Source organism: Phaeobacter sp. B1627, assembly GCF_006265095.1.
Lineage (GTDB): Bacteria > Pseudomonadota > Alphaproteobacteria > Rhodobacterales > Rhodobacteraceae > Epibacterium.
This window is the reverse complement of record NZ_VCNK01000001.1, coordinates 120,152-141,286: the sequence shown is the minus strand read 5'-3', so window position 1 is coordinate 141,286 and position 21,135 is coordinate 120,152. Positions and strand designations below refer to the sequence as shown.

Genomic DNA, 21,135 nt, shown 5'->3' with positions numbered 1-21,135 from the left:
AGCAAATGACCATTCAAGTTTTCGGCCACAAATCTCCCGACACCGATTCCACCGGCTCCGCCATTATCTGGTCCTGGTACCTGAACGAGGTGAAGGGCGAGGCGGCGAAGCCCGTGCTGCTGGGCGAACCCAATACCGAAGCGGCCTTCATGCTGCAGCGCTGGGGCTTTGAAAAGCCCGCGATCATCGCCGATGTCGAGGCGGAGGCCCCCGTGGTGATCGTCGACACCAACAACCCGGCCGAGCTGCCCGCCTCGATCAACTCTGCCGATATCCGCGCCATCATCGACCACCACAAGCTGGTCGGCGGCCTGGAAACCAAGGGCCCGATCGACATCACCGTGCGCCCGCTGGCCTGCACCGCCACCATCATGCACGATCTGATGGGTGACGACGCGGCAAAGATGCCCGAGGCGATCAAGGGCGCGGCGCTGACCTGCATCCTCTCCGACACGCTGGAGTTCCGCTCGCCCACCACCACCGCGCATGACCGCGCCGTGGCCGAGGCGCTGGCCGCCGACCTCGGTCTCGACATTGCCGCCTACGCCGCCGAGATGTTTGCCGCCAAATCCGACGTCTCCGCCTTTTCCGACGCCGAGCTGATCCGCATGGATTCCAAGGAATACGAAGTCGACGGCACCAAGTTCCGCGTCTCGGTTCTGGAGACCACCGCGCCCGAGATCCCGCTGGGCCGCATCGACAGCCTGATCGAGACCTTCGCCACGGTGCAGGCCGAAGACGGCGTCGATCAGGTGCTGCTGTTCGTGGTCGACATCCTGAAGGAAGAGGCCACGCTGCTGGTGCCCAACGATCTGGTGAAAACCGTGGCCGAGAAATCCTTTGGCGTCACCGCCAGTGGCACCACCGTGGTGCTGCCGGGCATCATGTCGCGCAAGAAACAGATCATCCCGAACCTCAAGGTCTGAACCCGATCTGGTCCCGGTCTTCTGATCACCACAGCGCCCCCTCTCGCGAGGGGGCGTTTTGCGTTTGCAGGCCCGGTGGAGCGGTCCAGTTGAGCGGCCCTGCGACTGTGCCAGTCTACTGAGCCCGTCTACTGTGCCCGTCTACTGCGCCCGGCGCAGGTCGATCCGCGCGTCGATTTCTGCCTTGGTGGCCAGCACGGTGGCCACGCGCTTTTCATCCGGCGGGTGGGTTCCCCAGAAGGAATAGCGCCCCGTGGCCGTCCGGGTGGGTTCCGGGCGGGCAAAGAACTTGGCGCCTTCGACCGGGTCGTAGCCCGCCGAGACCGTGATACGGGTGCCGAGCGTGTCGCTCTCCAGCTCATAGGCCTGCGAATAGGCGACCGAGCCCGCCGCTGCACCGATTCCCAGACCGACCTCGACCGCGCTGCGATCATACTCGCCCGCAGCCGCGGTTGCAGCGCCGGCGATGGCGCCCACCAGCAGCGCCCCCACAAGCACCTGTTGCTGTTGCTTTTCGATGTGGCGGCCGATCAGGTGACCGTATTCATGAGCCAGCACAAAGGCGACTTCGTCATCGCTGGCCGTGTCGCGGATCAGCGGCAGCGAGATCCGGATCGTGGGCTGCGCCCCGGCATAGGTGAAATAGGCGTTGCGCTCTGCCATCTCGTGGTCGATGGCGATATCGACGTTGCAGTTGAACCCGGCCCGATCCGCCGTCAGCCGCTGGCAATATTGGCGCCCCCCCGCCGAGATATGCGGCTCCACCCGGTTGAAGCGCGCCTGCGCCGCTCCCGCCGAGAGCGGCGCGCGGGCCGGTTGCCGACGGGCCTCGGCAAACATGCGCCTGGCATCCTCGGTATAGGCGCCGCCACTGTCGGGCAGCTGATAGGTGGTGCCACAGGCCGCGACCAGCGCCAGCGCCGCAGCCCCTGGCAGGCGCATGAAACCACGGAGTGTTTTGAAACCTGTCATCTGAACATGCCTGTTGTTGTGTTGTCCTGGTGTCCTGTTGGTCTGCCGCCGGTCCCTGACGCCGAGAAACGGACGGGGCCGCCCGTCCCCCCCTCTGATGCCAACCTCATGCCCATTTGATGCCAGTCTGATGGCCATCTGATGCGGCTCAGTTGCCCGGCTGCAGCCTGCAGGGGAGCTTATCATGCTTGCGGTCTGCGACAAGGCCGCGTATGTCCGCGCCAATGTCACAGGTCTGCGTTCAGGTCTGCGTTCGGCAAGGCTTTACCGCCTGACGCGGTGTCGCCGGTCTGCGCAGAGGCCCGGTTCTGCCGCCTGACGCAAGGCAGCCATGCGCGCGCTCTACGCCGGTTATGCTATACAAAGCCATCGACCTGCGGTATAGGCGCGACCTTCACCCATACAGCGGCGCCTCGTTCGCCCTTCTGCCCATGATCGGAATGCCCACTTTGAAACCCTCCCTGCAACAGGCGCTCGAGCGCCGTGGATACACGTCCCTCACCCCCGTGCAGGAGGCCGTGTCCGACCCGGAGCTGGCGGGCCTGGATCTTCTGGTGTCCGCGCAGACAGGATCGGGCAAGACCGTGGGCTTTGGCCTCGCCATTGCGCCGACCCTGCTGGGCGAGGACGACCGGTTCGACCGCGCAGGCGCGCCGCTGGCCCTGGTGATCGCCCCCACGCGCGAGCTGGCGCTGCAGGTCAAACGCGAGCTGAGCTGGCTCTATGGTGAGGCGGGCGCGGTGCTGGCCTCCTGCGTCGGTGGCATGGACATGCGCGATGAACGCCGCGCGCTGGACCGGGGCGCCCATATCGTCGTGGCCACCCCCGGCCGCCTGCGCGACCACATCACCCGCGGCTCCATCGATCTGAGCGGCGTTGCGGCCGTGGTGCTGGACGAGGCGGACGAGATGCTGGACCTCGGTTTCCGCGAGGATCTGGAGTTCATCCTGCAGGAGACCCCCGAAGAACGCCAGACCCTGCTGTTCTCGGCCACGGTCTCCAAACCCATCGCCGCACTGGCAAAAACCTACCAGCGCGATGCGCAGCGGATCTCGACCATTTCGACGGGCACCCAGCACAGCGACATTTCCTATCTGGCACATGTGGTTGCGCCGCATGACGCGGAAAACGCCATCATCAACGTGCTGCGCTATCACGAAGCGCCCAATGCCATCGTCTTTGCCAATACCCGCGCCGCCGTGAATCGGCTGCTGACGCGGCTGTCGAACCGTGGCTTTCAGGTGGTGGCGCTCTCGGGCGAGCTGAGCCAGGCCGAGCGCGCAGGCGCGTTGCAGGCGATGCGCGACGGGCGCGCCCGGATCTGTGTGGCCACCGATGTGGCGGCCCGTGGCATCGACCTGCCGAACCTGGATCTGGTGGTCCATGCCGACCTGCCGTCGAGCCACGAGACCCTGTTGCACCGCTCGGGCCGTACCGGTCGTGCCGGGCGCAAGGGCGCCAGCGCGCTGATCGTCACGCCCCGGTCGCGCCGCAAGGCAGAGCGTCTGCTGCGCGAGGCGAAACTGAACGCCGAATGGCAGGACGCCCCCTCGGCCGATGCCGTGCGCGACCGCGATATGGAGCGGATGCTGGCCGATCCGGTCTGGACCGAGGACGGCCCCGAGAGCCAGGTTGACACGCTGGCGAAACTGGTCGAGAGCTTCTCGGCCGAACAGCTCGCCGCAGGCTACCTGCGCCTGTGGTCCGCCGCCCGCTCCGCCCCGGAAGAGCTGACAGAGCCCTCCGAGGCCGACCGCAAACCCAAGGAGCCCCGCGCCCCCTTCGGCCCCTCGGTCTGGTTCTCCATTGCCGGCGGCTACAATGCCGGTGCCGACCCGCGCCGCCTGTTGCCGATGCTCTGCAAGGCCGGTGGCATCGACAAGACCGCAATCGGCGCCATCCGCATCCAGGATGACGTCAGCTATGCCGAGATCGTCGAGACCAAGGTCGATGGTTTCGTGACCACTCTGGGCAGTGACATGGCGCTGGATGACGGCTCCGTGCTGGAACGGCTGGCGACGGCTCCGAACCTGCCCGAACGCCAGAAACCGCCCTTCCGCAAGGGCGGCCCCAAGGGCGGCTTTGGCGGTGGCAAAGGCGGCTACAAGGGAGGCGACCGCGGGGATCGCGGTGACCGAGGTGATCGGGGCGGCGACCGGGACTTCAACCGGGGGCCAAAACCGAACCGCGGCCCGCGCCCCGAACGTGGCGGCGACGCGGCGGAACGCACCGTGAAGGCGCGGCCCGCAAAGCCCCGCGCGGCCGGCGACAAGCCTGCGTTCGACAAGCCCCGCTCTGACAAGCCCCGGTCGGATAAACCCCGGTCGGACAAGCCACGCTCCGACAAACCCTGGGCCGACAAACCACGCTCAGACAAACCCCGTTCGGACAAACCCAAAGGCCCGCCGCCGCCGAAGGGCAAGCCTAGCAGCAAGAAGAACAAGGCCCGCAGCGCCTCGGATACCTCCAAGCGCTTTACGCCGCCCAAAGCCAAGGGCTGAAGATCTGGTCAAAGCGGGCTGCCTCTGCCATAGGAGGGACACCAATCGTGTCCCCCATGAGGCAGCCCCATGACCCAGATCGTTTCGACCCTTTCCGAGATATCCGCCCCCTACAAGGCACTGTTTGTGGACCTCTGGGGCTGTGTGCACAACGGCATCACCGCCTACCCCGAGGCGGTGGCAGCCCTACAGGCCTATCGCAAATCCGGCGGCGTGGTGGTTCTGGTGACGAACTCGCCCAAACCGCGCGCCGGTGTCGCCGAGCAGATGACCCAGTTCGGCGTGCCACAGGATGCCTATGACACCATCGCCACCTCGGGTGATTCCGCACGCGCGGCAATGTTCACCGGCGCGGTGGGGAACAAGGTCTGTTTCATGGGCGAACCGGAGCGCGACGCAGGCTTTTTCGAGCCGATGAACGTGATCCACGACCCGGTCGAGATCACCCGCGTCCCCCTCAAGGAGGCCGAGGGCATTGTCTGCTGCGGCCCCTTCGACCCGATGGCCGACCCGGACGTGAACCGGCCGGATTTCCTCTATGCCAAACAGATGGGGCTGAAGCTGCTCTGCGCCAACCCGGACATTGTGGTGGACCGTGGCGAGGTGCGTGAATGGTGCGCCGGCGCCCTGGCCCGGCTCTACACCGAAATGGGCGGCGAGAGCCTGTATTTCGGCAAGCCCTATCCCCCGATCTATGATCTCGCCCGCAAGCGACTGGCGGAACTGGGGCATGAGTTTGCCGATCGCGACATCATGGCCATTGGCGACGGTCCCCACACGGATATTTCCGGCGGTATGGGCGAAGGGCTGGACACGCTGTTCATTACCGGAGGTCTGGCCGCGAAAGACACGCAAACCGACCGCCACCCCGATCCGGATGCGCTGGAGACCTACCTGGCGCAGGAACAGGTTGCCCCCACCTACGCCATCGGCTTCCTGCGCTAAGATCCGCCCGGACGCCCCTCGGACCCGCTTTCTCCTGCAGGAGAAGGCGGGTCTTTTGCTGTCGCCCGTCAGGGCGCCCATTGGATCACCGGCGGGGCACGGGCAAAGCACAGGACCAGCATGAGCCCCGTTGAGGATCCCGGTTGCAATTCAACGCGCCAGCGCTTGACTTTCTGCATTCGCGAGGTAATAAAATTACCGAAACGAAAACACGGTGGTCTTTTTATTGCCGCCACAATCCCCGAGGGACGAGGATGTTGGATAATTTTACCCGCGGCACGATCTGTATCGAGGACATTGAGATGGGCATGACCCGCTACCTGCGCAAACAGGTGACGGACCGCGACATCGAGCTGTTTTCCGAGGTCTCGACCGACCGCAACCCCGTGCATCTCGACGAGGACTATGCCCAGGAGACGATGTTTCACGGCCGCATCGCCCATGGGATGCTGACCGCCGGTCTGGTCTCTGCGGTCATCGGTGAGCAGCTGCCCGGCCATGGCACCATCTACATGAGTCAGAACCTGAAGTTCCTCGCCCCGGTGCGCCCGGGCGACATGGTCCTGGCCGAGGTCGAGGTGACCGGGATCGAGATCGACAAACGGCGGGTCAGGCTGGATTGCCGCTGTCTCGTTGAGGGCAAGAAGGTTCTGGTGGGGGAAGCCATGGTGATGGCCCCATCGCGCAAGTTCGACTGACCCCCGGCGGTTGCAGCGGGAGGGTGGCACGCCGGGTGGCGACAGGCTGCGTCAGTCCTTGATCCTTGACCGCCAGGGCACCACAACGGGCCACGACAAACACGGATCGGGGCGCGGATCTGGACGGCGGCGTCTGGCATTTCAGTTGCTTCGGGTCGCTGTCTGCGTCCGTCCGGCCCGAAACTCAGTCCCGAAACTCAGGCCCAAAACTCACTCCCAAAACGCGGGCCCAATAGAAGGGAAGCGGTACCGCTTGGTGCATGGAGGATGGACAACCCCCGCGAGGGTTGCTCGGTTCAACATCTGCTGAACGACCCCCTTTTCATCGGGGCCGGTCTCCGTTCGTCTGACGCATAGCTGCCCACAGCACCCTATGCGTCCCCTCTGGCTTTGATCGATCCGCCCCACCCTAGCAGCGCGATCTGTAGGGCGGATTAAACGGGCGCACGGGGATTGCGCAACATCATGCGCGCGCGCGGGCCTGCGTCGGCGCAGGCCGCCTCCGGCGGAGGTATTTGGGAAAAGATGAAAGCGGCTGCGGTGGCTGACCCTTGTCCGTAGCGCTTGCCCTCCCGGTTTATGGGCCGCCTTCGCGGATCCCACCGCCCATGCCCCTTGCGCCGCCCTGCCCCTGCAGCTAGGGAAGCGCCATGCGCATCATCCGGGATTATCATTACGTGGAACAGCAGGATCGCGGGGCAACCGTCGCGATCGGCAATTTCGATGGCGTGCACCGGGGCCATCGTTCTGTGATTGAGCTGGCCCGCAAGGCCGCCCCGGATGCGCCGCTTGGCGTGATGACGTTCGAGCCGCATCCGCGCGCCTTCTTTGCCCCTGATGCGCCGCCGTTCCGCCTGATGTCGGCGGAGGCGCGCGCGCATCGGCTGGAGAAGATCGGTGTCGAGAAGCTCTATCAGCTGAATTTCAATCAGGCCTTGTCGTCGCTCTCGCCCGAGGATTTTGCCCGCAAGGTGATTGCCGAGGGCTTGGGACTGGCGCATGTGGTAGTGGGTGCGGATTTCTGTTTCGGCAAAGGGCGCAAGGGCACGGCGCAAGACCTGCAGCGGTTCGGGGCCGAAATGGGATTTGACGTCACCATCGCCCCCTTGATGGAATATTCCGAACACACCGTATCCTCGACCGCGATCCGCACTGCACTGAGCGAGGGCCGTCCGCGCGATGCCGCCGCCATGCTGGGCCATTGGCACCGGATCGAGGGGGAAGTGATCGGCGGCGAGCAGCGCGGTCGCGAGCTGGGATTTCCCACTGCCAATCAATCCATCGACGGGCTGCATCCGCCGGCCTTTGGCGTTTATGCGGTGCTGGTCGATGTGCTTGATGGGCCGCACAGGGGCAGCTATCACGGGGCCGCCTCGGTCGGGGTGCGACCGATGTTTGACGGCGAGCACCCCAACATCGAGACGTTTCTCTTTGATTTCAAAGGCAACCTCTATGGGGCGAGGCTCTCTGTCGGGCTGGTCGAGTATCTTCGTCCGGAGTGGACCTTTGACGGGCTGGAGCCCTTCCTGGCGCAGATGAACGCCGACTGCGCGCAGGCCCGGGCAATCCTGGCCGCGCTCTGATCGACCAGCGAGCGACCACCGAGGCAGCAGCGAGGGAGCACCACATGACCAACCAGATTGACCGAACCGACCTTGCCCCTCGGTTCTGGGAGAAGAAACCGCTGCGCCAGCTGTCCCCCCGCGAGTGGGAGGCGCTGTGTGATGGATGTGGCAAATGCTGCCTCAACAAGCTGGAGGATGAGGACACCGGCGAGGTGGCCCTGACCCGTGTGGCCTGTCGGTTGCTGGATGACAACAGCTGTCAGTGTGCCCATTACGAGACGCGCCACAGCTTCATCCCTGAATGTATCGTTCTGCGCCCCGACAACCTCGACACCCACGCCTATTGGATGCCGCAGACCTGCGCCTATCGCCGTCTGTGGGAGGGCAAGCCTCTGCCGCAATGGCACCCGTTGCTGACAGGAGATCCGGACAGCGTGCACCGCGAAGGCATTTCGGTGCGCGGGATCACGGTCTCGGAGTTCGACGTCCCGCTGGAAGAGTGGGAAGACTACATCATCGACGAGCCGGGCTGAGGCGCAGCCCGCGTCGGAGCCGGTCGATGCCGGTCGATTCAGGCGCCTCAGCCCACCTGGTCCCGGCTGTGTTCGCGCGCCCGTGCCCGACCGGTTTTCGCCCAAAAGTCAGTGAGAAGCGTCGCCGTCTCAGCGGCATGGGTGACCGGCACCATATGGCCCGCGCCGTCGATGACAGCCACCCGGGCCGTCGGCATGCGGGCGGCGAGCGCCCGGGTAACCGATGCCATGATCGGCTGTGTCTCTGCCCCCTGCAGCAGCAGGACCGGCATTGTCAGCGCCTCCAGTCGGCCGGGGGCGAGCAGGCCCGCTTCGTCGTCGTAGACCTGACCGTCACAGTCCATCACCGCCGGAAAGGACCGCATCATCGCGGCCCGGGCGCTCTCGGGCAGATCGGGCCATTTCGGATGCCCCGTCCCCCAGGCCCGGTTGAAAAGCCGGGTGGCCTGTTCCACATCGCCTGCCGCATAGGGCGCGCGCACCCTCTCGTGATCGGCGCGCATCTGTGCCAATGCGGCCGGGTCCAGGCCCCCAGCAGCGGCAAACAGGACCGGTTCGATCAGGGTCAGCGAGCGCACCAGATCGGGCCGTGCCTGCGCCATCGCAAGCGCCACCGTCGCGCCAAAGGAATGCCCCAGCAGATCCACCGCGCGGCCCTTGGCGGCGGCCACCTGTGCCTCCAGCAGGACCAACCCGGCCTCGGCATTGCGCATCTGCAGGATCCCCTGCCCGTCCCAGTCGGGGCTTTTGCCGTGAGACAGCAGATCGAACCCCTGCAGGGTCACCCGGTCCGCGCCCAGGGCGGCGGCCAATCCGCGCCAGGCGCCGGTATGCGCCAGCGAGCAATGCACCGCGAAAACCGCCTGCGGCCCGTGGCCGAAGCTACGGTGATATACTTCCTGCGCCAGCACCGGGCGGTCGAGGCTCAACCGGCAGCCCCGGGACGCCCCGAGAGATGCCAGTCGAGATCGTCCAGCCGGTCCTGCCCCCAGAATGTCGCCCCGTCCTGGGTGATATAGAACGGCGCACCGAAGACGCCCGCCTTGACTGCCTCCTCGAGGTTTTGCGCATAGATCTCCGCGCCGGTCAGCAGACCGCTATCCGCCAGACCGGGGTCGAAACCGGCGCCTTCCAGCAGTGACCGCACCACGCTGTCCTCTGCGATTTCACGGTCCTCCGCCCAGACCGCCCGGAGCGTCGCATGCACAAGCGCGCCCAGATCGCCGCCGCCAGCCTTTTGCGCCGCGATGATGGCGTAGGAGGACGGCGCCGCGTTGGTGGGCCAATGGGCAGGCTTCAGGTTCAGCGGCAGACCGGTGCGGGCCGCCTGGCGTTCCATCTCCACCAGACGGTAGGCCTGGCGGGAGGGATGGCGGTCCTTGGGCGGTGTGCCACCGGTGCGGGCGAACAGCGACATGATGTCGAGCGGCTTGTAGGTCACCTCGGCGCCGTGTTTGGCGGCGATCTCCTCCAGCCGCTGACCGGCAAGATATGTGAAGGGGGACAGGGTCGAGAAATAATAGTCGATCGCGGGGGTCTGGCTGGCCATGGGACGAAATCCTCTCGCTTAGAACTAGGCCTGACCCTATGCGCATGTTAAGCGGGGTTCAATATCACGAATCTGTCACATTGCTGCCTGGGGAAAAACAGCCAATGCCGACCTTGAACGAACCCAAGTTAATCTCTGGGAACGCCAATCTTCCGCTTGCCAAAACAATCTCTCGCCGCATGAGTTTGCACCGCGGGGTCGATCAGGACCTCGTCAGCGCAAGGGTCGAACGGTTCAACGACGGCGAAATCTTTGTCGAAGTCTATGAGAATGTCCGCGGCGAGGATATGTTCATCATCCAGCCGACCTCCAATCCGGCCAACGACAACCTGATGGAGCTGTTGATCATCGCCGATGCGCTGCGGCGTTCGTCGGCCTCGCGCATCACCGCCGTGATCCCGTATTTCGGCTATGCCCGTCAGGACCGCCGCACCAAGGCGCGGACGCCGATCTCGGCCAAGCTGGTGGCGAATATGCTGACCGGCGCGGGCATTGAGCGGGTTCTGACCATGGATCTGCACGCTGCCCAGATTCAGGGGTTTTTCGACATTCCCGTCGACAACCTCTACGCCTCGCCGATCTTTGCACTGGATGTGAAATCGCAGTTCAAGGGCCAGATGGACGACCTGATGGTGGTCTCGCCCGATGTGGGGGGCGTGGCCCGCGCCCGCGAATTGGCCAAGCGCATCGCCGCTCCGCTGTCGATCGTGGACAAACGGCGCGAGAAGCCCGGCGAGATCGCCGAGATGACCGTGATCGGCGATGTCACCGACAAGATCTGCCTCATCGTGGACGATATGTGCGATACCGCCGGCACGCTCTGCAAGGCGGCTCAGATCCTGCTCGACAACGGAGCCCGGGAAGTTCACGCCTACATCAGCCATGGCGTCATGTCCGGCCCTGCGGTCGAGCGGGTCACCAATTCGGTGATGAAGTCGCTGGTCCTCACCGATACCATCCAGCCGACCGAAGCGGTTCTGAACGCACCCAACATCCGCATCGTGCCCACCGCGCCGCTGTTCACCCAAGCGATCCTGAACATCTGGCACGGCACCTCGGTGTCATCGCTGTTCGAGGACAAGACCCTCGGCCCGATCTACGAATCGCTCTACGCCTCCGGCAGCCTCTGAAGCGGATCGCGCGGCCAGCCGGTCGCGGCTGAATGACGTACAAGGCCCTGCCGGACTGGCGGGGCCTTTTTCATGTGGTCCTGTGCCCGCCTGCGTTGCGCACGCCGGCCTGCGGCTCGCGCGGGCCGGCCGCTCGCTCTGGGGCCGCGGCTGTCATGCGCCGCAGACGCAGCGCATTTGCCAGCACCGAAACCGAAGAGAGCGCCATGGCGGCGGCGGCAAAGACGGGCGACAGCAAAATGCCAAAGGCCGGATAGAGCGCCCCCGCCGCCAGCGGGATCAGGGCCGCATTATAGACGAAGGCCCAGCCGAGATTCTGATGGATATTGCGCAATGTCCGGCGCGAGACCTCCAGCGCGGTGACCACCCCGCCCAGATCGCCGGACATCAGCACCACGTCGCCGGCCTCGATTGCCACATCCGTGCCGGTGCCGATGGCGATGCCCACGTCTGCCCGCGCCAATGCGGGCGCATCGTTGATACCGTCGCCGACAAAGGCCAGCCTGCGCCCGCGCGTGCGCAGATCCTCCAACGCCGCGACCTTGCCGTCGGGGGCGACCCCTGCCACCACATGGGTGATCCCCAGATCGCGCGCGATGGCCTCGGCGGTGGCGGGCGCGTCGCCGGTGATCATGGCAACGTCCCGGCCCATGGCCCGCAGCGCGCTGAGCGCCGCCGCGCTGGTCGGTTTGACCGGGTCGGCCACCGCCAGCAAGGCCGCCAGATGTCCGTCGATGGCCACATAGAGGACGCTTTCTCCCCGGCTGGCGCGGCTCAGCGCATCGGCGGCCAGAGCCTCCAGGCCGATACCGGCTTCGGCCATCAGCCGCGCGCTGCCGACCCGGATCTCGCGCCCCTCGACCGAGGCCAGAACCCCGCGGGCGGTGAGGCTCTGAAATCCATGGCACGTCAGCAGCGACAGCCCCTCCGCCTGCGCTGCGGCGACCAGCGCGCGGGCGATGGGATGTTCGGAGCGGCTCTCGACGCTGGCAACCACTGTCAGAACCTCGTCGCGGTCAAAGCCGGTGGTGGGCTGCAGCGCCACCAGCTTTGGCTTGCCCTCGGTCAGGGTCCCGGTCTTGTCAAAGGCGATGACATCGACCTCGGTCAGCGATTGCAGCGCATCGCCCTTGCGAAACAGCACCCCGAGTTCCGCAGCCCGGCCGGTTCCCACCATGATCGAGGTGGGAACCGCCAGCCCCATGGCGCAGGGGCAGGCGATGATCAGGACCGACACCCCCGCCACCAGCGCATGGGTCAGCGCAGGCTCCGGTCCGACCGCGAGCCATACCGCAACGGTCAGCACCGCCAGCCCCATGACCACCGGCACAAAGCGCAGGGTCACCCGGTCCACCAGGCTCTGGATCGGGAGTTTGGCCCCCTGCGCCTCTTCGACCATGCGGATGATCTGCGCCAGCGTGGTGTCGGCTCCGGTGCGGGTGACAGCCACGGTCAGGCTGCCTGCGCCATTGACGGTGCCGCCGGTCACGGTGCCGCCTGCGGATTTCTCGACCGGCAGGGGCTCGCCGGAGAGCATGCTCTCGTCCACGTGGCTGCTTCCTTCGGTGATCTCGCCATCGGTGGGGATCCGCTCGCCGGGGCGGATCAGGATACGGTCGCCGGGCGCCAATGCGTCGCTCTCCACATCCTCGGGCTGCCCGTCGGGGCCCAGCCGCCGCGCCCTGCGGGACTTGAGACCGATCAGAGCCTCGATCGCCGCGCCCGTACGCCCCCGGGCGCGGGCCTCCAGCCAGCGGCCCATCAGGATCAGGGTCACGATCATCGCGGCGGCCTCGAAGTAGACGGCGCGCAGATCGCCGGGCAGCGCTGCCGGCAGGACGGTCGCGACCAGCGAATAGGCCCAGGCGGCCCCTGCCCCGACCGCAACGAGGCTGTTCATGTCAGGCGCGCCTTTGAACAAGCCAGGCAGGCCGCGCGCAAAGAACAGACGCCCCGGCCCCAGCAGCACAGCCGTGGTCAGCACCGCCTGCAGGAGCCAGGAGGTCTGCGTGCCGAGGGTGGCCGCGATCCAGTGGTGCAGGGCCGGCACCATATGGCCGCCCATTTCCAGCAGGAACACAGGCAGGGTCAGCGCGGCCGCGAGAAAGAGCTGGCGGCGCAGGTCCTGCGCCTCGCGGAGCTTGCGCGCCGTACGCTCCGTGCGATCCTGGGCGCCGGTGGCGGTGGTGGGACGCGCGCGATAGCCGGCCCGGGTACTGGCGGCGGCGGCCTCGGTGGGCGTCACGACACCCTGCAGCAGCTCAAGCAGCGCGGTTTCATTGGCGAGATTGACCTGGGCGGACAGAACCCCCGGCACCGCCGTCAGCGCCTGCTCCACCCGGCCGACGCAGCTGGCGCAGCTCATACCCTCGATCGTGAGGGTGACGCTCTGGTGGCGAGCCGGTTTGCCGAGGCGGTGCAGGGCCGCGTCCACCTCGGCGAGCTGCACCGCGCCATCGACCTCGACCCGGGCGGTTTCGGTGGCGAGGTTCACCGCCACCTGACGGATACCGGGCAGCGCCGCCAGCGCATGCTCCACCCGGCCGACGCAACTGGCGCAGCTCATGCCGTCGAGAGAAAGGGTGGCAGTGACAGGAGTAGACATGGCGGGGCCTCGGGTCAGTCGGTATCGGGTTTGTCGGTGTCGGGTCAGTCGGTATCGGGTCGGAACTCGGGTATGCACCAGCCATATAGAGGTTCCGGTCACTGGAAGCTCAAGCCCCGGGGGTGATTATTTTCGAAATGAAAGTCCATTGAGGCATGCCGATCCCCTATTGAGGCTTGCCGGTAGCCGCCTGGGGTTGCATCATGCAACCATGATACAGACATCCGATATCGATACCCTCCGCGCCGCGTCCCGCAATGTCGTGCGCAGGCTCGGCTTCATGCGCAGCGATCTGGCGGCGACGGGGCTCGCACCCTCCGCCGTGCATGCCGTGCTTGAGATCGGCGGCAACACCGCCACGACCGCCCGGGATCTGAGCGAGGCGCTGGGGTTGGAAAAATCCACCGTCAGCAGGATGCTGGCTCGGCTGCAGAGGCAGGGGCTGATCACCGCCACGGCCGCCAAACCGGATCCGCGCCTCAAGACCCTGCAGCTGACAGAGGACGGCCAACGCCTGTTTGCCCGGATCGAGACCTTTGGCCGCAGACAAGTGCGGCGGGCTCTGGAGAGGCTGACCACGGAGGAGCGGAACACGGTGTATCAGGGGATGCTGAGCTATGCGCGCGCCCTCGGAACATCAGAGGCCCCCATCGGCGCGGGCGATCCCTTGGCGGCACAGGCACAGGACCTGCAGTTGGGAGCAGGCTATCTTCCGGCGCTTCTGGGTCGGGTGACGGAGCTGCACGCCCGCTACTACAGCCGCGCGGTCGGGTTTGGCGCCGCGTTCGAGTGCTGTGTTGCAGGCGAAATGGCGGGATTTCTCGCGCGCCTGGACGAGACGCCCGTCAATGCCACGTTTCATGCCCGCATCGGAGCAACCGTGCATGGCTCGGTCAGTATCGAGGCCCGCCCGGAAGGACAGGCCGCCCTGCGCTGGTTCATTCTGTCAGATGAGACCCGCGGCTTGGGCCTGGGACGGCGGCTGCTGGATCGGGCGATGGCGCATGTGGACGACCAGAACGTCACCCGTACCGAGCTGTGGACCTTTCGCGGGCTCGACGCGGCCCGTCATCTCTATGAGGCTGCGGGATTTGAGCTGGTGGAGGAAACCCCAGGCACCCATTGGGGCAAGGATCTGGTGGGGTTACGCTACGCACGCAGCCACCCGGACCTTGGATGAAGGGACCTGTCCCCAAAGCGGTCAGTCGACCTGCCAATCGTCCTCGAAGGGCAGATTGCCGATGGCCAGCCACGCCGCCCGGACCCGTGCGATGCGGCTGTCGGACCAGGTGCGGAACACCACGTCAAAGCCGGTCGGGCTGATGTCATCGGCCACCAGCTCGGCGCGATAGGCGGTGGCGTGGTCCACATCCATCAGCGACACCGACAGATGTACGGCGGGCGGATCGCCAAAGGGCGTGTCGAATTCCACGCGCAGCCGTCGTTCGCGTTCGCCGGTGCCGGTCCACATATCGCCGCCGCTATCAAATTCAGAGAACACCTCGACATCGCCCTGGGCGATGCCGGTGCGGGGATTGCGGAGCCGAAATGAGCGCAAGAGGGTGCTCCCTGTTCCTGAAAGGCGATGAGACCAGATTTGTCACAAGATCCTTAAACAAAGGAAACCGGCCCGCAGGTCTGGGGCCGGTTTCAAAGCATGTGACACTGACGGCACTGCGCCAGTGGCTCGTTCAGAGACCCGATCAGAGGCTCATATGAGTTCCGAGCGCTTCCATATCGGCAAGCAGCTTGGCCGCATCTTCCACCAGACCGTGCTCGGAGTCATCTTCCTGAGCGGTCTTGTACATGGTGCGGGCCTCTTCGATCAGCTCGTCCAGATGGGCACGGGTCATCTCGTCCATTGGGACTGCCTTTTCTGCGAGCACCGAGAGGCCCTCTGCAGAGATCTGGGCAAACCCGCCGGTGACGAGATATTCCGATGTGCCTTCCGGTGCTTCCACCTTCAGAATGCCCGGACGCAGGGTGGTGAGGGTCGGCGCATGCTGTGGCATGGCCGTCATATCACCCTCGGACCCGGGGATCTGGACCGCGCTGGCCTGAAGCGAAGCCAGGCTTCGCTCCGGGCTGACGAGGTCGAATTGCATCGTATCAGCCATAAGGGCCCTCCTTAGGCCGCGTCAGCAGCCATTTTCTCGGCTTTTGCGATCACTTCCTCGATGCCGCCAACCATGTAGAAGGCGCCTTCGGGGAGGTGGTCGTATTCGCCGGCCACAACGGCCTTGAACGACGAGATGGTGTCTTCGAGCGAGACCTGAACACCGTCAGAACCGGTGAAGACCTTCGCAACGTCGAAGGGCTGGGACAGGAATCGCTGGATTTTACGGGCACGGGCCACGGTCAGCTTGTCCTCTTCGGACAGTTCGTCCATGCCGAGGATCGCGATGATGTCCTGCAGCGACTTGTAGCGCTGAAGGATCTGCTGCACGTCGGAGGCCACTTTGTAGTGCTCTTCGCCAACGATCTGCGGGTCCATCAGACGCGAGGAGCTGTCGAGCGGGTCAACGGCCGGGTAGATGCCCAGCTCGGAGATCGCGCGGTTCAGAACCGTGGTTGCGTCAAGGTGGGCAAAGGTGGTCGCAGGCGCCGGGTCGGTGAGGTCGTCCGCAGGCACGTAGACCGCCTGGATCGAGGTGATCGAGCCGTTCTTGGTGGAGGTGATACGCTCCTGCATCGCGCCCATGTCGGTGGCCAGCGTCGGCTGGTAGCCCACAGCGGAGGGGATACGACCCAGCAGAGCGGACACTTCGGAACCGGCCTGCGTGAAGCGGAAGATGTTGTCCACGAAGAACAGAACGTCGGTGCCGGACTGGTCGCGGAACTGCTCGGCCAGGGTCAGGCCGGTCAGGGCCACACGGGCACGCGCACCCGGAGGCTCGTTCATCTGGCCGTAGACCAGAGCCACCTGCGATTCTTCCAGGTTATCGGGTTTGATAACGTTGGATTCGATCATCTCGTGATAGAGGTCGTTGCCTTCACGGGTCCGCTCGCCAACACCGGCGAACACGGAGTAGCCCGAGTGCACTTTGGCGATGTTGTTGATCAGTTCCATGATGAGAACGGTTTTACCCACGCCCGCACCGCCGAAGAGACCGATTTTACCACCCTTGGCGTAGGGCGCCAGCAGGTCGATGACCTTGATGCCGGTTTCCAGCACTTCGGATTCGGTGGACTGCTCGGAGAACTCCGGAGCAGGCTGGTGGATCGCACGGGTTTCGGTCGCGACGATCGGCGCGCCTTCGTCGACGGGCTCGCCGACGACGTTCAGGATGCGGCCCAGGGTTGCGTTGCCGACGGGGATGGTGATCGGGCCGCCGGTGTCAGTCACGGCCTGACCGCGCACGAGACCCTCGGTGGCGTCCATAGCGATGGTGCGGACAGTGTTCTCGCCGAGGTGCTGCGCAACCTCAAGAACGAGCTTCTTGCCGTTGTTGTCGGTGGTCAGGGAGTTCAGGATCGCCGGCAGGTCGCCGTCGAACTGGACGTCCACAACGGCGCCGATGATCTGAACCACCTTGCCTTTTGCATTTGCCATTTGTTCGTCTCCGGTTGTCTCTTAAAGCGCCTCGGCGCCCGAAATAATTTCAATCAGCTCGTTGGTGATGACGGCCTGACGCGAGCGGTTGTACTCGATGGTCAGCTTGTCGATCATGTCGCCCGCATTGCGGGTGGCATTGTCCATCGCGCTCATCCGCGCCCCCTGTTCGGAGGCTCCGTTCTCCAGCAGCCCCGCAAAGATCTGCGTGGCCACACCGCGCGGCAGAAGATCCGCAAGGATCGCCTCTTCGCTCGGCTCATAGTCCACCAGACCGGACACTTCTTCGGCGCCGTCGGCGTCGAATTGTGCCGGGACGATCTGCTGTGCCGTCGGGATCTGGGTCACAACGTTCTGGAACTTCGCGTAGAAGATCGTCGCAACGTCGAATTCCCCGGCATCAAAACGGGCCAGCACATCCTTGGCGATGCCCTGCGCGTCGCCGTAGCCCACGCGTTTGACTTCGGTCAGATCCACATGGCCGACAAACAGATCGGCAAAGTCGCGCTTCAGCACGTCCCGGCCTTTTTTGCCCACGGTCAGGATTTTCACCACCTTGCCGGCGGCCTGCAGTTCGAGAACTTTCTGGCGCGCCAGTTTGGCGATGTTGGAGTTGAAGCCACCGCACAGTCCGCGTTCGGCGGTCATGACCACCAGAAGCTGAACCTGATCAGAGCCGGTGCCCGCGAGGAGCTTGGGCGCGGTATCGCTGTTTCCGACAGAGGCCGCCAGCCCTGCGAGAACGGCATTGAACCGTTCTGCATAGGGACGCGCATCCTCGGCCGCTTCCTGGGCGCGGCGAAGTTTCGCCGCCGCGACCATCTGCATGGCTTTGGTGATCTTGCGGGTGTTCTTGACACTCGAGATCCGGTTTTTGAGGTCCTTGAGAGAAGGCATGTGCTGTCTCTCTCCTTATGCGAAGTCTGCGGCGAATTCGTCCAGAACAGCTTTCATCTTCTCGACCGGCTCACCCTTCTTGAACTTGGGATCTTCGTTGGTGATCCATGTCAGGAAGTCGGCTTTCTTGGTGCGCAGGAAGGTCAGCAGTTCCGCCTCGAAGCGGCCCACGTCCTTGACGTCGACCTTGTCGAGATAGCCGTTGGTGCCCGCGAAGATGATGCAGACGATTTCGGAGTTGGACAGCGGCGAATACTGCGGCTGTTTCATCAGCTCGGTCAGACGGGCGCCGCGGGCCAGCAGCTGCTGGGTGGCGGCGTCGAGGTCGGAGCCGAACTGCGCAAAGGCCGCCATTTCGCGATACTGCGCGAGGGACAGTTTCACCGGACCGGCAACCGAGGACATCGCGTCGGTCTGAGCCGAGGAGCCCACACGCGAAACCGACAGACCGGTGTTCACCGCAGGACGGATGCCCTGGTAGAACAATTCGGTTTCCAGGAAGATCTGGCCGTCGGTGATCGAGATCACGTTGGTCGGAATAAACGCGGACACGTCGCCGCCCTGGGTTTCGATGATCGGCAGCGCCGTCAAAGAGCCGGAGCCATTGTCTTCGTTCAGTTTCGCAGAGCGTTCCAGCAGGCGGGAGTGGAGGTAGAACACGTCACCAGGATAGGCTTCGCGGCCGGGCGGACGACGCAGCAGCAGGGACATCTGGCGATAGGCCACGGCCTGCTTGGAGAGGTCATCATAGACGATGAGCGCGTGCTTGCCGCTGTCGCGGAAATATTCGGCCATTGCGGTCGCGGCATAGGGGGCCAGGAACTGCAGCGGCGCCGGCTCGGAAGCGGTGGCCGCCACGACGATGGAATATTCCATGGCGCCGTTTTCTTCGAGCTTTTTCACCAGCTGCGCCACGGTGGAGCGCTTCTGGCCGATTGCGACATAGACGCAGTAGAGCTTCTTGCTCTCGTCGTCGCCAGCGGCATCGTTGTAGGTTTTCTGGTTCAGGATCGCGTCCAGAGCCACGGCGGTCTTGCCGGTCTGACGGTCACCGATGATCAGTTCCCGCTGGCCACGGCCAATCGGGATCATCGCGTCGACGGACTTGAGGCCGGTCGCCATCGGTTCGTGCACGGATTTACGCGGGATGATGCCCGGCGCCTTGACGTCGGCAACCTTGCGTTCCTTGGCGTTGATCGGGCCCTTGCCGTCCAGCGGGTTGCCGAGACCATCGACCACGCGGCCGAGCAGTTCGGGACCGGCAGGCACGTCCACGATGGAGTTGGTGCGCTTGACGATGTCGCCTTCCTTGATGTCCCGGTCGGAACCGAAGATCACCACACCGACGTTGTCGGATTCGAGGTTCAGCGCCATGCCCATGATGCCGCCGGGGAATTCGACCATTTCGCCCGCCTGGACGTTGTCGAGGCCGTAGACACGCGCGATACCGTCACCGACGGAAAGCACGCGGCCGATTTCGGCCACTTCGGCTTCTTGACCAAAATTCTTGATCTGGTCTTTCAGGATCGCAGAAATTTCTGCCGCTTGGATACCCATTTATCCGACCTCTTTCATTGCGTTCTGTAGGGAGTTGAGCTTGGAGCGGATCGAACTGTCGATCATCTTCGAGCCCACTTTTACGACGAGACCACCGATGATGCTTTCATCAACGGAGGCATTGATCTTGACCGTCTTGCCGACATTCGCGGCGAGGGTCTTGGCCAGTTTTTCGCTCTGGGTCTTGGTCAGCGCCTTGGCAGAGATAACCTCGGCCGTGACTTCCCCTCGGGCTTCGGACAGGCGGGTCCGCAATGCGGAGATCAGCGCCGGCACCACAAACAGGCGGCGTTTGGCCGCCATCACGGAGAGGGCATTGCGCAGCACCTCATCCGTCCCCATCTTGGTCGCCACGGCGGTGATTGCAGCTGCCTGTTCGTCGCGAGACACGAGAGGGGAGCTTATCAGCGTGCGCAGGTCTTCGCTGTCAGCCAAAGCGGCTGCCAGGTCATTGATGCTGGTTTCGAGAGACTCGAGAGTCGCGCTCTCGGCAGCGATGTCAAAAATCGCGGTGGCATAGCGGTCAGCAATGCCTGCGGAAATCGAAGCTGGTTCGGACACGTCCACCCTTCCGATATTATTTTGGCCCCGGTTTTAATGCGTCCTGGCAGGTTGCATCCGGGGGCGTGAGGTCAGCCCGATTGTGGCCGGGCGTCGAAATCAGCGTGGATGTAGCAGAGCAATGCAAACCTAGCAACTCCCTCTCTCGCCACCCGCAAAAACCGATTTCACGGTTTTTCAATGACTTACCAAAAGTGTGACGCTTTGCAGCGGGCCCGTACGCAAAAAAATTACCGCGCGCTCCGCCCGAAAGGCGATTCCAGAGACGTAAATGGGGCGTTAACGGTACACAAAGGTACACAATGTCGAATCTCCCCTCAGAGATTCAGCAGAGACTCAAAGGGGAGACTCAGCAGAGACTCGGCGGCCGCGCGTCAGGCCGGTTCGGCGCTGGGATTGGACAGTCCTTCGAGCACCCGGATCGGGTTCGGGGCCCGCGATGTGATCATGTGGCCCTTCTGCGGGTGTGTCTGTTTTGACACCTCCACCAGAAACACCCCCGCCGCCATCATCGCCGGCAGGCGACGTCCGACCCGCTCCATCATGGCGCCGGATTTGAGCCAGAACCGGCGCGGGCTCGGCAGACGATAGAGCGCGGCTGTATGCTGCTCGATCGCGAATTGATGCCCCCTCAGCTGGTTTTCCACCTGGGTCAGCGTATAGGGGCGCCCGTAGCCAAAAGGCGTCCGGTCCGACCGCGCCCAGAACCCGCCGCGATTGGGCACGATAAAGATCGCCCGCCCCCCCGGCCCCAGAACCCGCCAGCATTCATCGAGCAGGTGCGAGGGTCGCTCCGAGGTTTCAAGCCCGTGCAGCACCACAAGCCGGTCAATGCGTCCGGTCTCGATCGGCCAGTTGGTTTCCTCGCACAGCACCGAGACATTGGGCTGCCCGGCCGGCCATTGCATCACCCCCTGCGGCCCCGGCATCAGGGCGATGACCCGCCGGGCCTCGTCCAGATAGGGCCGCAACAGGGGCGCTGCAAAGCCGAAGCCTGCCACCGTATCATTGGTGGCATCGGGCCAGATTTGCAGCAACTGCCCCCGGATCGCAGCCTGCGCCGCGCGGCCCAGCGTACTGCGATAATAGAAATTCCTCAGATCCTGCACATCCAGATGCATTGCAGACGCCCACTGGTTCGGT

General features: G+C 64.7%; 19 protein-coding genes. 8 read left to right on the top strand and 11 right to left on the bottom strand.

Annotated elements, in window-relative coordinates; genetic code table 11:
- The first annotated feature begins 5 nt into the window (after positions 1-5).
- Entirely contained in the window at positions 6-926 is a 921-nt protein-coding gene (locus tag FGE21_RS00580) for a manganese-dependent inorganic pyrophosphatase (RefSeq protein WP_139660767.1), read from the top strand.
- Between the two features lie 141 nt (positions 927-1,067).
- Here the strand turns inward: FGE21_RS00580 and FGE21_RS00575 are convergent, their stop codons facing one another.
- A complete protein-coding gene (locus FGE21_RS00575) occupies positions 1,068-1,898 on the bottom strand; it encodes a M48 family metallopeptidase (RefSeq protein WP_139660765.1) in 831 nt (276 codons plus the stop codon).
- Between the two features lie 440 nt (positions 1,899-2,338).
- Here FGE21_RS00575 and FGE21_RS00570 point away from each other — a divergent pair, with 440 nt between their 5' ends.
- The 5 genes from FGE21_RS00570 (at position 2,339) to FGE21_RS00550 (ending at position 8,140) form a co-directional block, all read left to right on the top strand.
- Positions 2,339-4,399, top strand: a complete 2,061-nt coding sequence (locus tag FGE21_RS00570) for a DEAD/DEAH box helicase (RefSeq protein ID WP_139660764.1) — start codon at positions 2,339-2,341, stop codon at positions 4,397-4,399.
- Positions 4,400-4,468: 69 nt separating this feature from the next.
- On the top strand, positions 4,469-5,344 hold the full coding sequence (locus FGE21_RS00565; protein ID WP_139660762.1) for a TIGR01459 family HAD-type hydrolase: 876 nt from the start codon (positions 4,469-4,471) through the stop codon (positions 5,342-5,344).
- A gap of 254 nt (positions 5,345-5,598) precedes the next feature.
- A complete protein-coding gene (locus FGE21_RS00560; protein WP_139660760.1) occupies positions 5,599-6,042 on the top strand; it encodes a MaoC family dehydratase in 444 nt (147 codons plus the stop codon).
- 650 nt (positions 6,043-6,692) lie between these two features.
- Positions 6,693-7,625, top strand: a complete 933-nt coding sequence (locus FGE21_RS00555) for a bifunctional riboflavin kinase/FAD synthetase (protein ID WP_139660759.1) — start codon at positions 6,693-6,695, stop codon at positions 7,623-7,625.
- A 44-nt stretch (positions 7,626-7,669) separates the two neighbouring features.
- Complete coding sequence (locus FGE21_RS00550; protein ID WP_139660757.1) at positions 7,670-8,140, top strand: YcgN family cysteine cluster protein; 471 nt, start codon at positions 7,670-7,672, stop codon at positions 8,138-8,140.
- Positions 8,141-8,187: 47 nt separating this feature from the next.
- Here FGE21_RS00550 and FGE21_RS00545 read toward each other — a convergent pair whose 3' ends face one another.
- Positions 8,188-9,069 carry an alpha/beta fold hydrolase gene (locus tag FGE21_RS00545; RefSeq protein ID WP_139660755.1) on the bottom strand — a complete coding sequence of 294 codons (882 nt, stop codon included), beginning with the start codon at positions 9,067-9,069 and terminating at the stop codon, positions 8,188-8,190.
- Positions 9,066-9,689: a 2-hydroxychromene-2-carboxylate isomerase gene (locus tag FGE21_RS00540; RefSeq protein WP_139660754.1), complete on the bottom strand. Its 624-nt coding sequence runs from the start codon at positions 9,687-9,689 to the stop codon at positions 9,066-9,068. Before FGE21_RS00540 ends, FGE21_RS00545 begins: the two co-directional genes overlap by 4 nt.
- A gap of 104 nt (positions 9,690-9,793) precedes the next feature.
- Here FGE21_RS00540 and FGE21_RS00535 point away from each other — a divergent pair, with 104 nt between their 5' ends.
- A complete protein-coding gene (locus FGE21_RS00535) occupies positions 9,794-10,819 on the top strand; it encodes a ribose-phosphate pyrophosphokinase (protein WP_139660752.1) in 1,026 nt (341 codons plus the stop codon).
- A 70-nt stretch (positions 10,820-10,889) separates the two neighbouring features.
- Here FGE21_RS00535 and FGE21_RS00530 read toward each other — a convergent pair whose 3' ends face one another.
- On the bottom strand, positions 10,890-13,424 hold the full coding sequence (locus FGE21_RS00530; protein ID WP_139660750.1) for a heavy metal translocating P-type ATPase: 2,535 nt from the start codon (positions 13,422-13,424) through the stop codon (positions 10,890-10,892).
- Between the two features lie 211 nt (positions 13,425-13,635).
- On the opposite strand from FGE21_RS00530, the gene FGE21_RS00525 reads away from it, so the two are divergent.
- A complete protein-coding gene (locus FGE21_RS00525) occupies positions 13,636-14,604 on the top strand; it encodes a MarR family winged helix-turn-helix transcriptional regulator (RefSeq protein WP_139660749.1) in 969 nt (322 codons plus the stop codon).
- Positions 14,605-14,625: 21 nt separating this feature from the next.
- Here the strand turns inward: FGE21_RS00525 and FGE21_RS00520 are convergent, their stop codons facing one another.
- The 7 genes from FGE21_RS00520 to FGE21_RS00490 all read right to left on the bottom strand — a co-directional run bounded on the left by FGE21_RS00520 (position 14,626) and on the right by FGE21_RS00490 (position 21,113).
- Complete coding sequence (locus FGE21_RS00520) at positions 14,626-14,982, bottom strand: H-type lectin domain-containing protein (protein WP_139660747.1); 357 nt, start codon at positions 14,980-14,982, stop codon at positions 14,626-14,628.
- 145 nt (positions 14,983-15,127) lie between these two features.
- On the bottom strand, positions 15,128-15,541 hold the full coding sequence (locus FGE21_RS00515; RefSeq protein ID WP_139660746.1) for a F0F1 ATP synthase subunit epsilon: 414 nt from the start codon (positions 15,539-15,541) through the stop codon (positions 15,128-15,130).
- Between the two features lie 11 nt (positions 15,542-15,552).
- Positions 15,553-16,977, bottom strand: coding sequence for a F0F1 ATP synthase subunit beta (gene atpD / locus FGE21_RS00510; RefSeq protein ID WP_139660744.1), 1,425 nt, complete (start codon positions 16,975-16,977; stop codon positions 15,553-15,555).
- 21 nt (positions 16,978-16,998) lie between these two features.
- Positions 16,999-17,874: a F0F1 ATP synthase subunit gamma gene (locus FGE21_RS00505; protein WP_139660742.1), complete on the bottom strand. Its 876-nt coding sequence runs from the start codon at positions 17,872-17,874 to the stop codon at positions 16,999-17,001.
- A 15-nt stretch (positions 17,875-17,889) separates the two neighbouring features.
- A complete protein-coding gene (atpA, locus tag FGE21_RS00500) occupies positions 17,890-19,431 on the bottom strand; it encodes a F0F1 ATP synthase subunit alpha (RefSeq protein ID WP_139660741.1) in 1,542 nt (513 codons plus the stop codon).
- Entirely contained in the window at positions 19,432-19,992 is a 561-nt protein-coding gene (locus FGE21_RS00495; RefSeq protein WP_139660739.1) for a F0F1 ATP synthase subunit delta, read from the bottom strand.
- A gap of 374 nt (positions 19,993-20,366) precedes the next feature.
- Complete coding sequence (locus tag FGE21_RS00490) at positions 20,367-21,113, bottom strand: class I SAM-dependent methyltransferase (RefSeq protein ID WP_139660737.1); 747 nt, start codon at positions 21,111-21,113, stop codon at positions 20,367-20,369.
- Positions 21,114-21,135 lie beyond the last annotated feature (22 nt).

Bases quoted from the DNA above. Each gene is read 5' to 3' on its own strand.
- FGE21_RS00525 (WP_139660749.1), top strand. From the start codon at position 13,636: ATGATACAGACATCCGATATCGATACCCTCCGCGCCGCGTCCCGCAAT.
- FGE21_RS00540 (WP_139660754.1), bottom strand. From the start codon at position 9,689: ATGGCCAGCCAGACCCCCGCGATCGACTATTATTTCTCGACCCTGTCC.
- FGE21_RS00530 (WP_139660750.1), bottom strand. From the start codon at position 13,424: ATGTCTACTCCTGTCACTGCCACCCTTTCTCTCGACGGCATGAGCTGC.
- FGE21_RS00550 (WP_139660757.1), top strand. From the start codon at position 7,670: ATGACCAACCAGATTGACCGAACCGACCTTGCCCCTCGGTTCTGGGAG.
- FGE21_RS00490 (WP_139660737.1), bottom strand. From the start codon at position 21,113: ATGCATCTGGATGTGCAGGATCTGAGGAATTTCTATTATCGCAGTACG.
- FGE21_RS00505 (WP_139660742.1), bottom strand. From the start codon at position 17,874: ATGCCTTCTCTCAAGGACCTCAAAAACCGGATCTCGAGTGTCAAGAAC.
- FGE21_RS00580 (WP_139660767.1), top strand. From the start codon at position 6: ATGACCATTCAAGTTTTCGGCCACAAATCTCCCGACACCGATTCCACC.
- FGE21_RS00565 (WP_139660762.1), top strand. From the start codon at position 4,469: ATGACCCAGATCGTTTCGACCCTTTCCGAGATATCCGCCCCCTACAAG.
- FGE21_RS00535 (WP_139660752.1), top strand. From the start codon at position 9,794: ATGCCGACCTTGAACGAACCCAAGTTAATCTCTGGGAACGCCAATCTT.
- FGE21_RS00515 (WP_139660746.1), bottom strand. From the start codon at position 15,541: ATGGCTGATACGATGCAATTCGACCTCGTCAGCCCGGAGCGAAGCCTG.
- atpA (WP_139660741.1), bottom strand. From the start codon at position 19,431: ATGGGTATCCAAGCGGCAGAAATTTCTGCGATCCTGAAAGACCAGATC.
- FGE21_RS00560 (WP_139660760.1), top strand. From the start codon at position 5,599: ATGTTGGATAATTTTACCCGCGGCACGATCTGTATCGAGGACATTGAG.
- atpD (WP_139660744.1), bottom strand. From the start codon at position 16,977: ATGGCAAATGCAAAAGGCAAGGTGGTTCAGATCATCGGCGCCGTTGTG.
- FGE21_RS00555 (WP_139660759.1), top strand. From the start codon at position 6,693: ATGCGCATCATCCGGGATTATCATTACGTGGAACAGCAGGATCGCGGG.
- FGE21_RS00570 (WP_139660764.1), top strand. From the start codon at position 2,339: ATGCCCACTTTGAAACCCTCCCTGCAACAGGCGCTCGAGCGCCGTGGA.
- FGE21_RS00575 (WP_139660765.1), bottom strand. From the start codon at position 1,898: ATGACAGGTTTCAAAACACTCCGTGGTTTCATGCGCCTGCCAGGGGCT.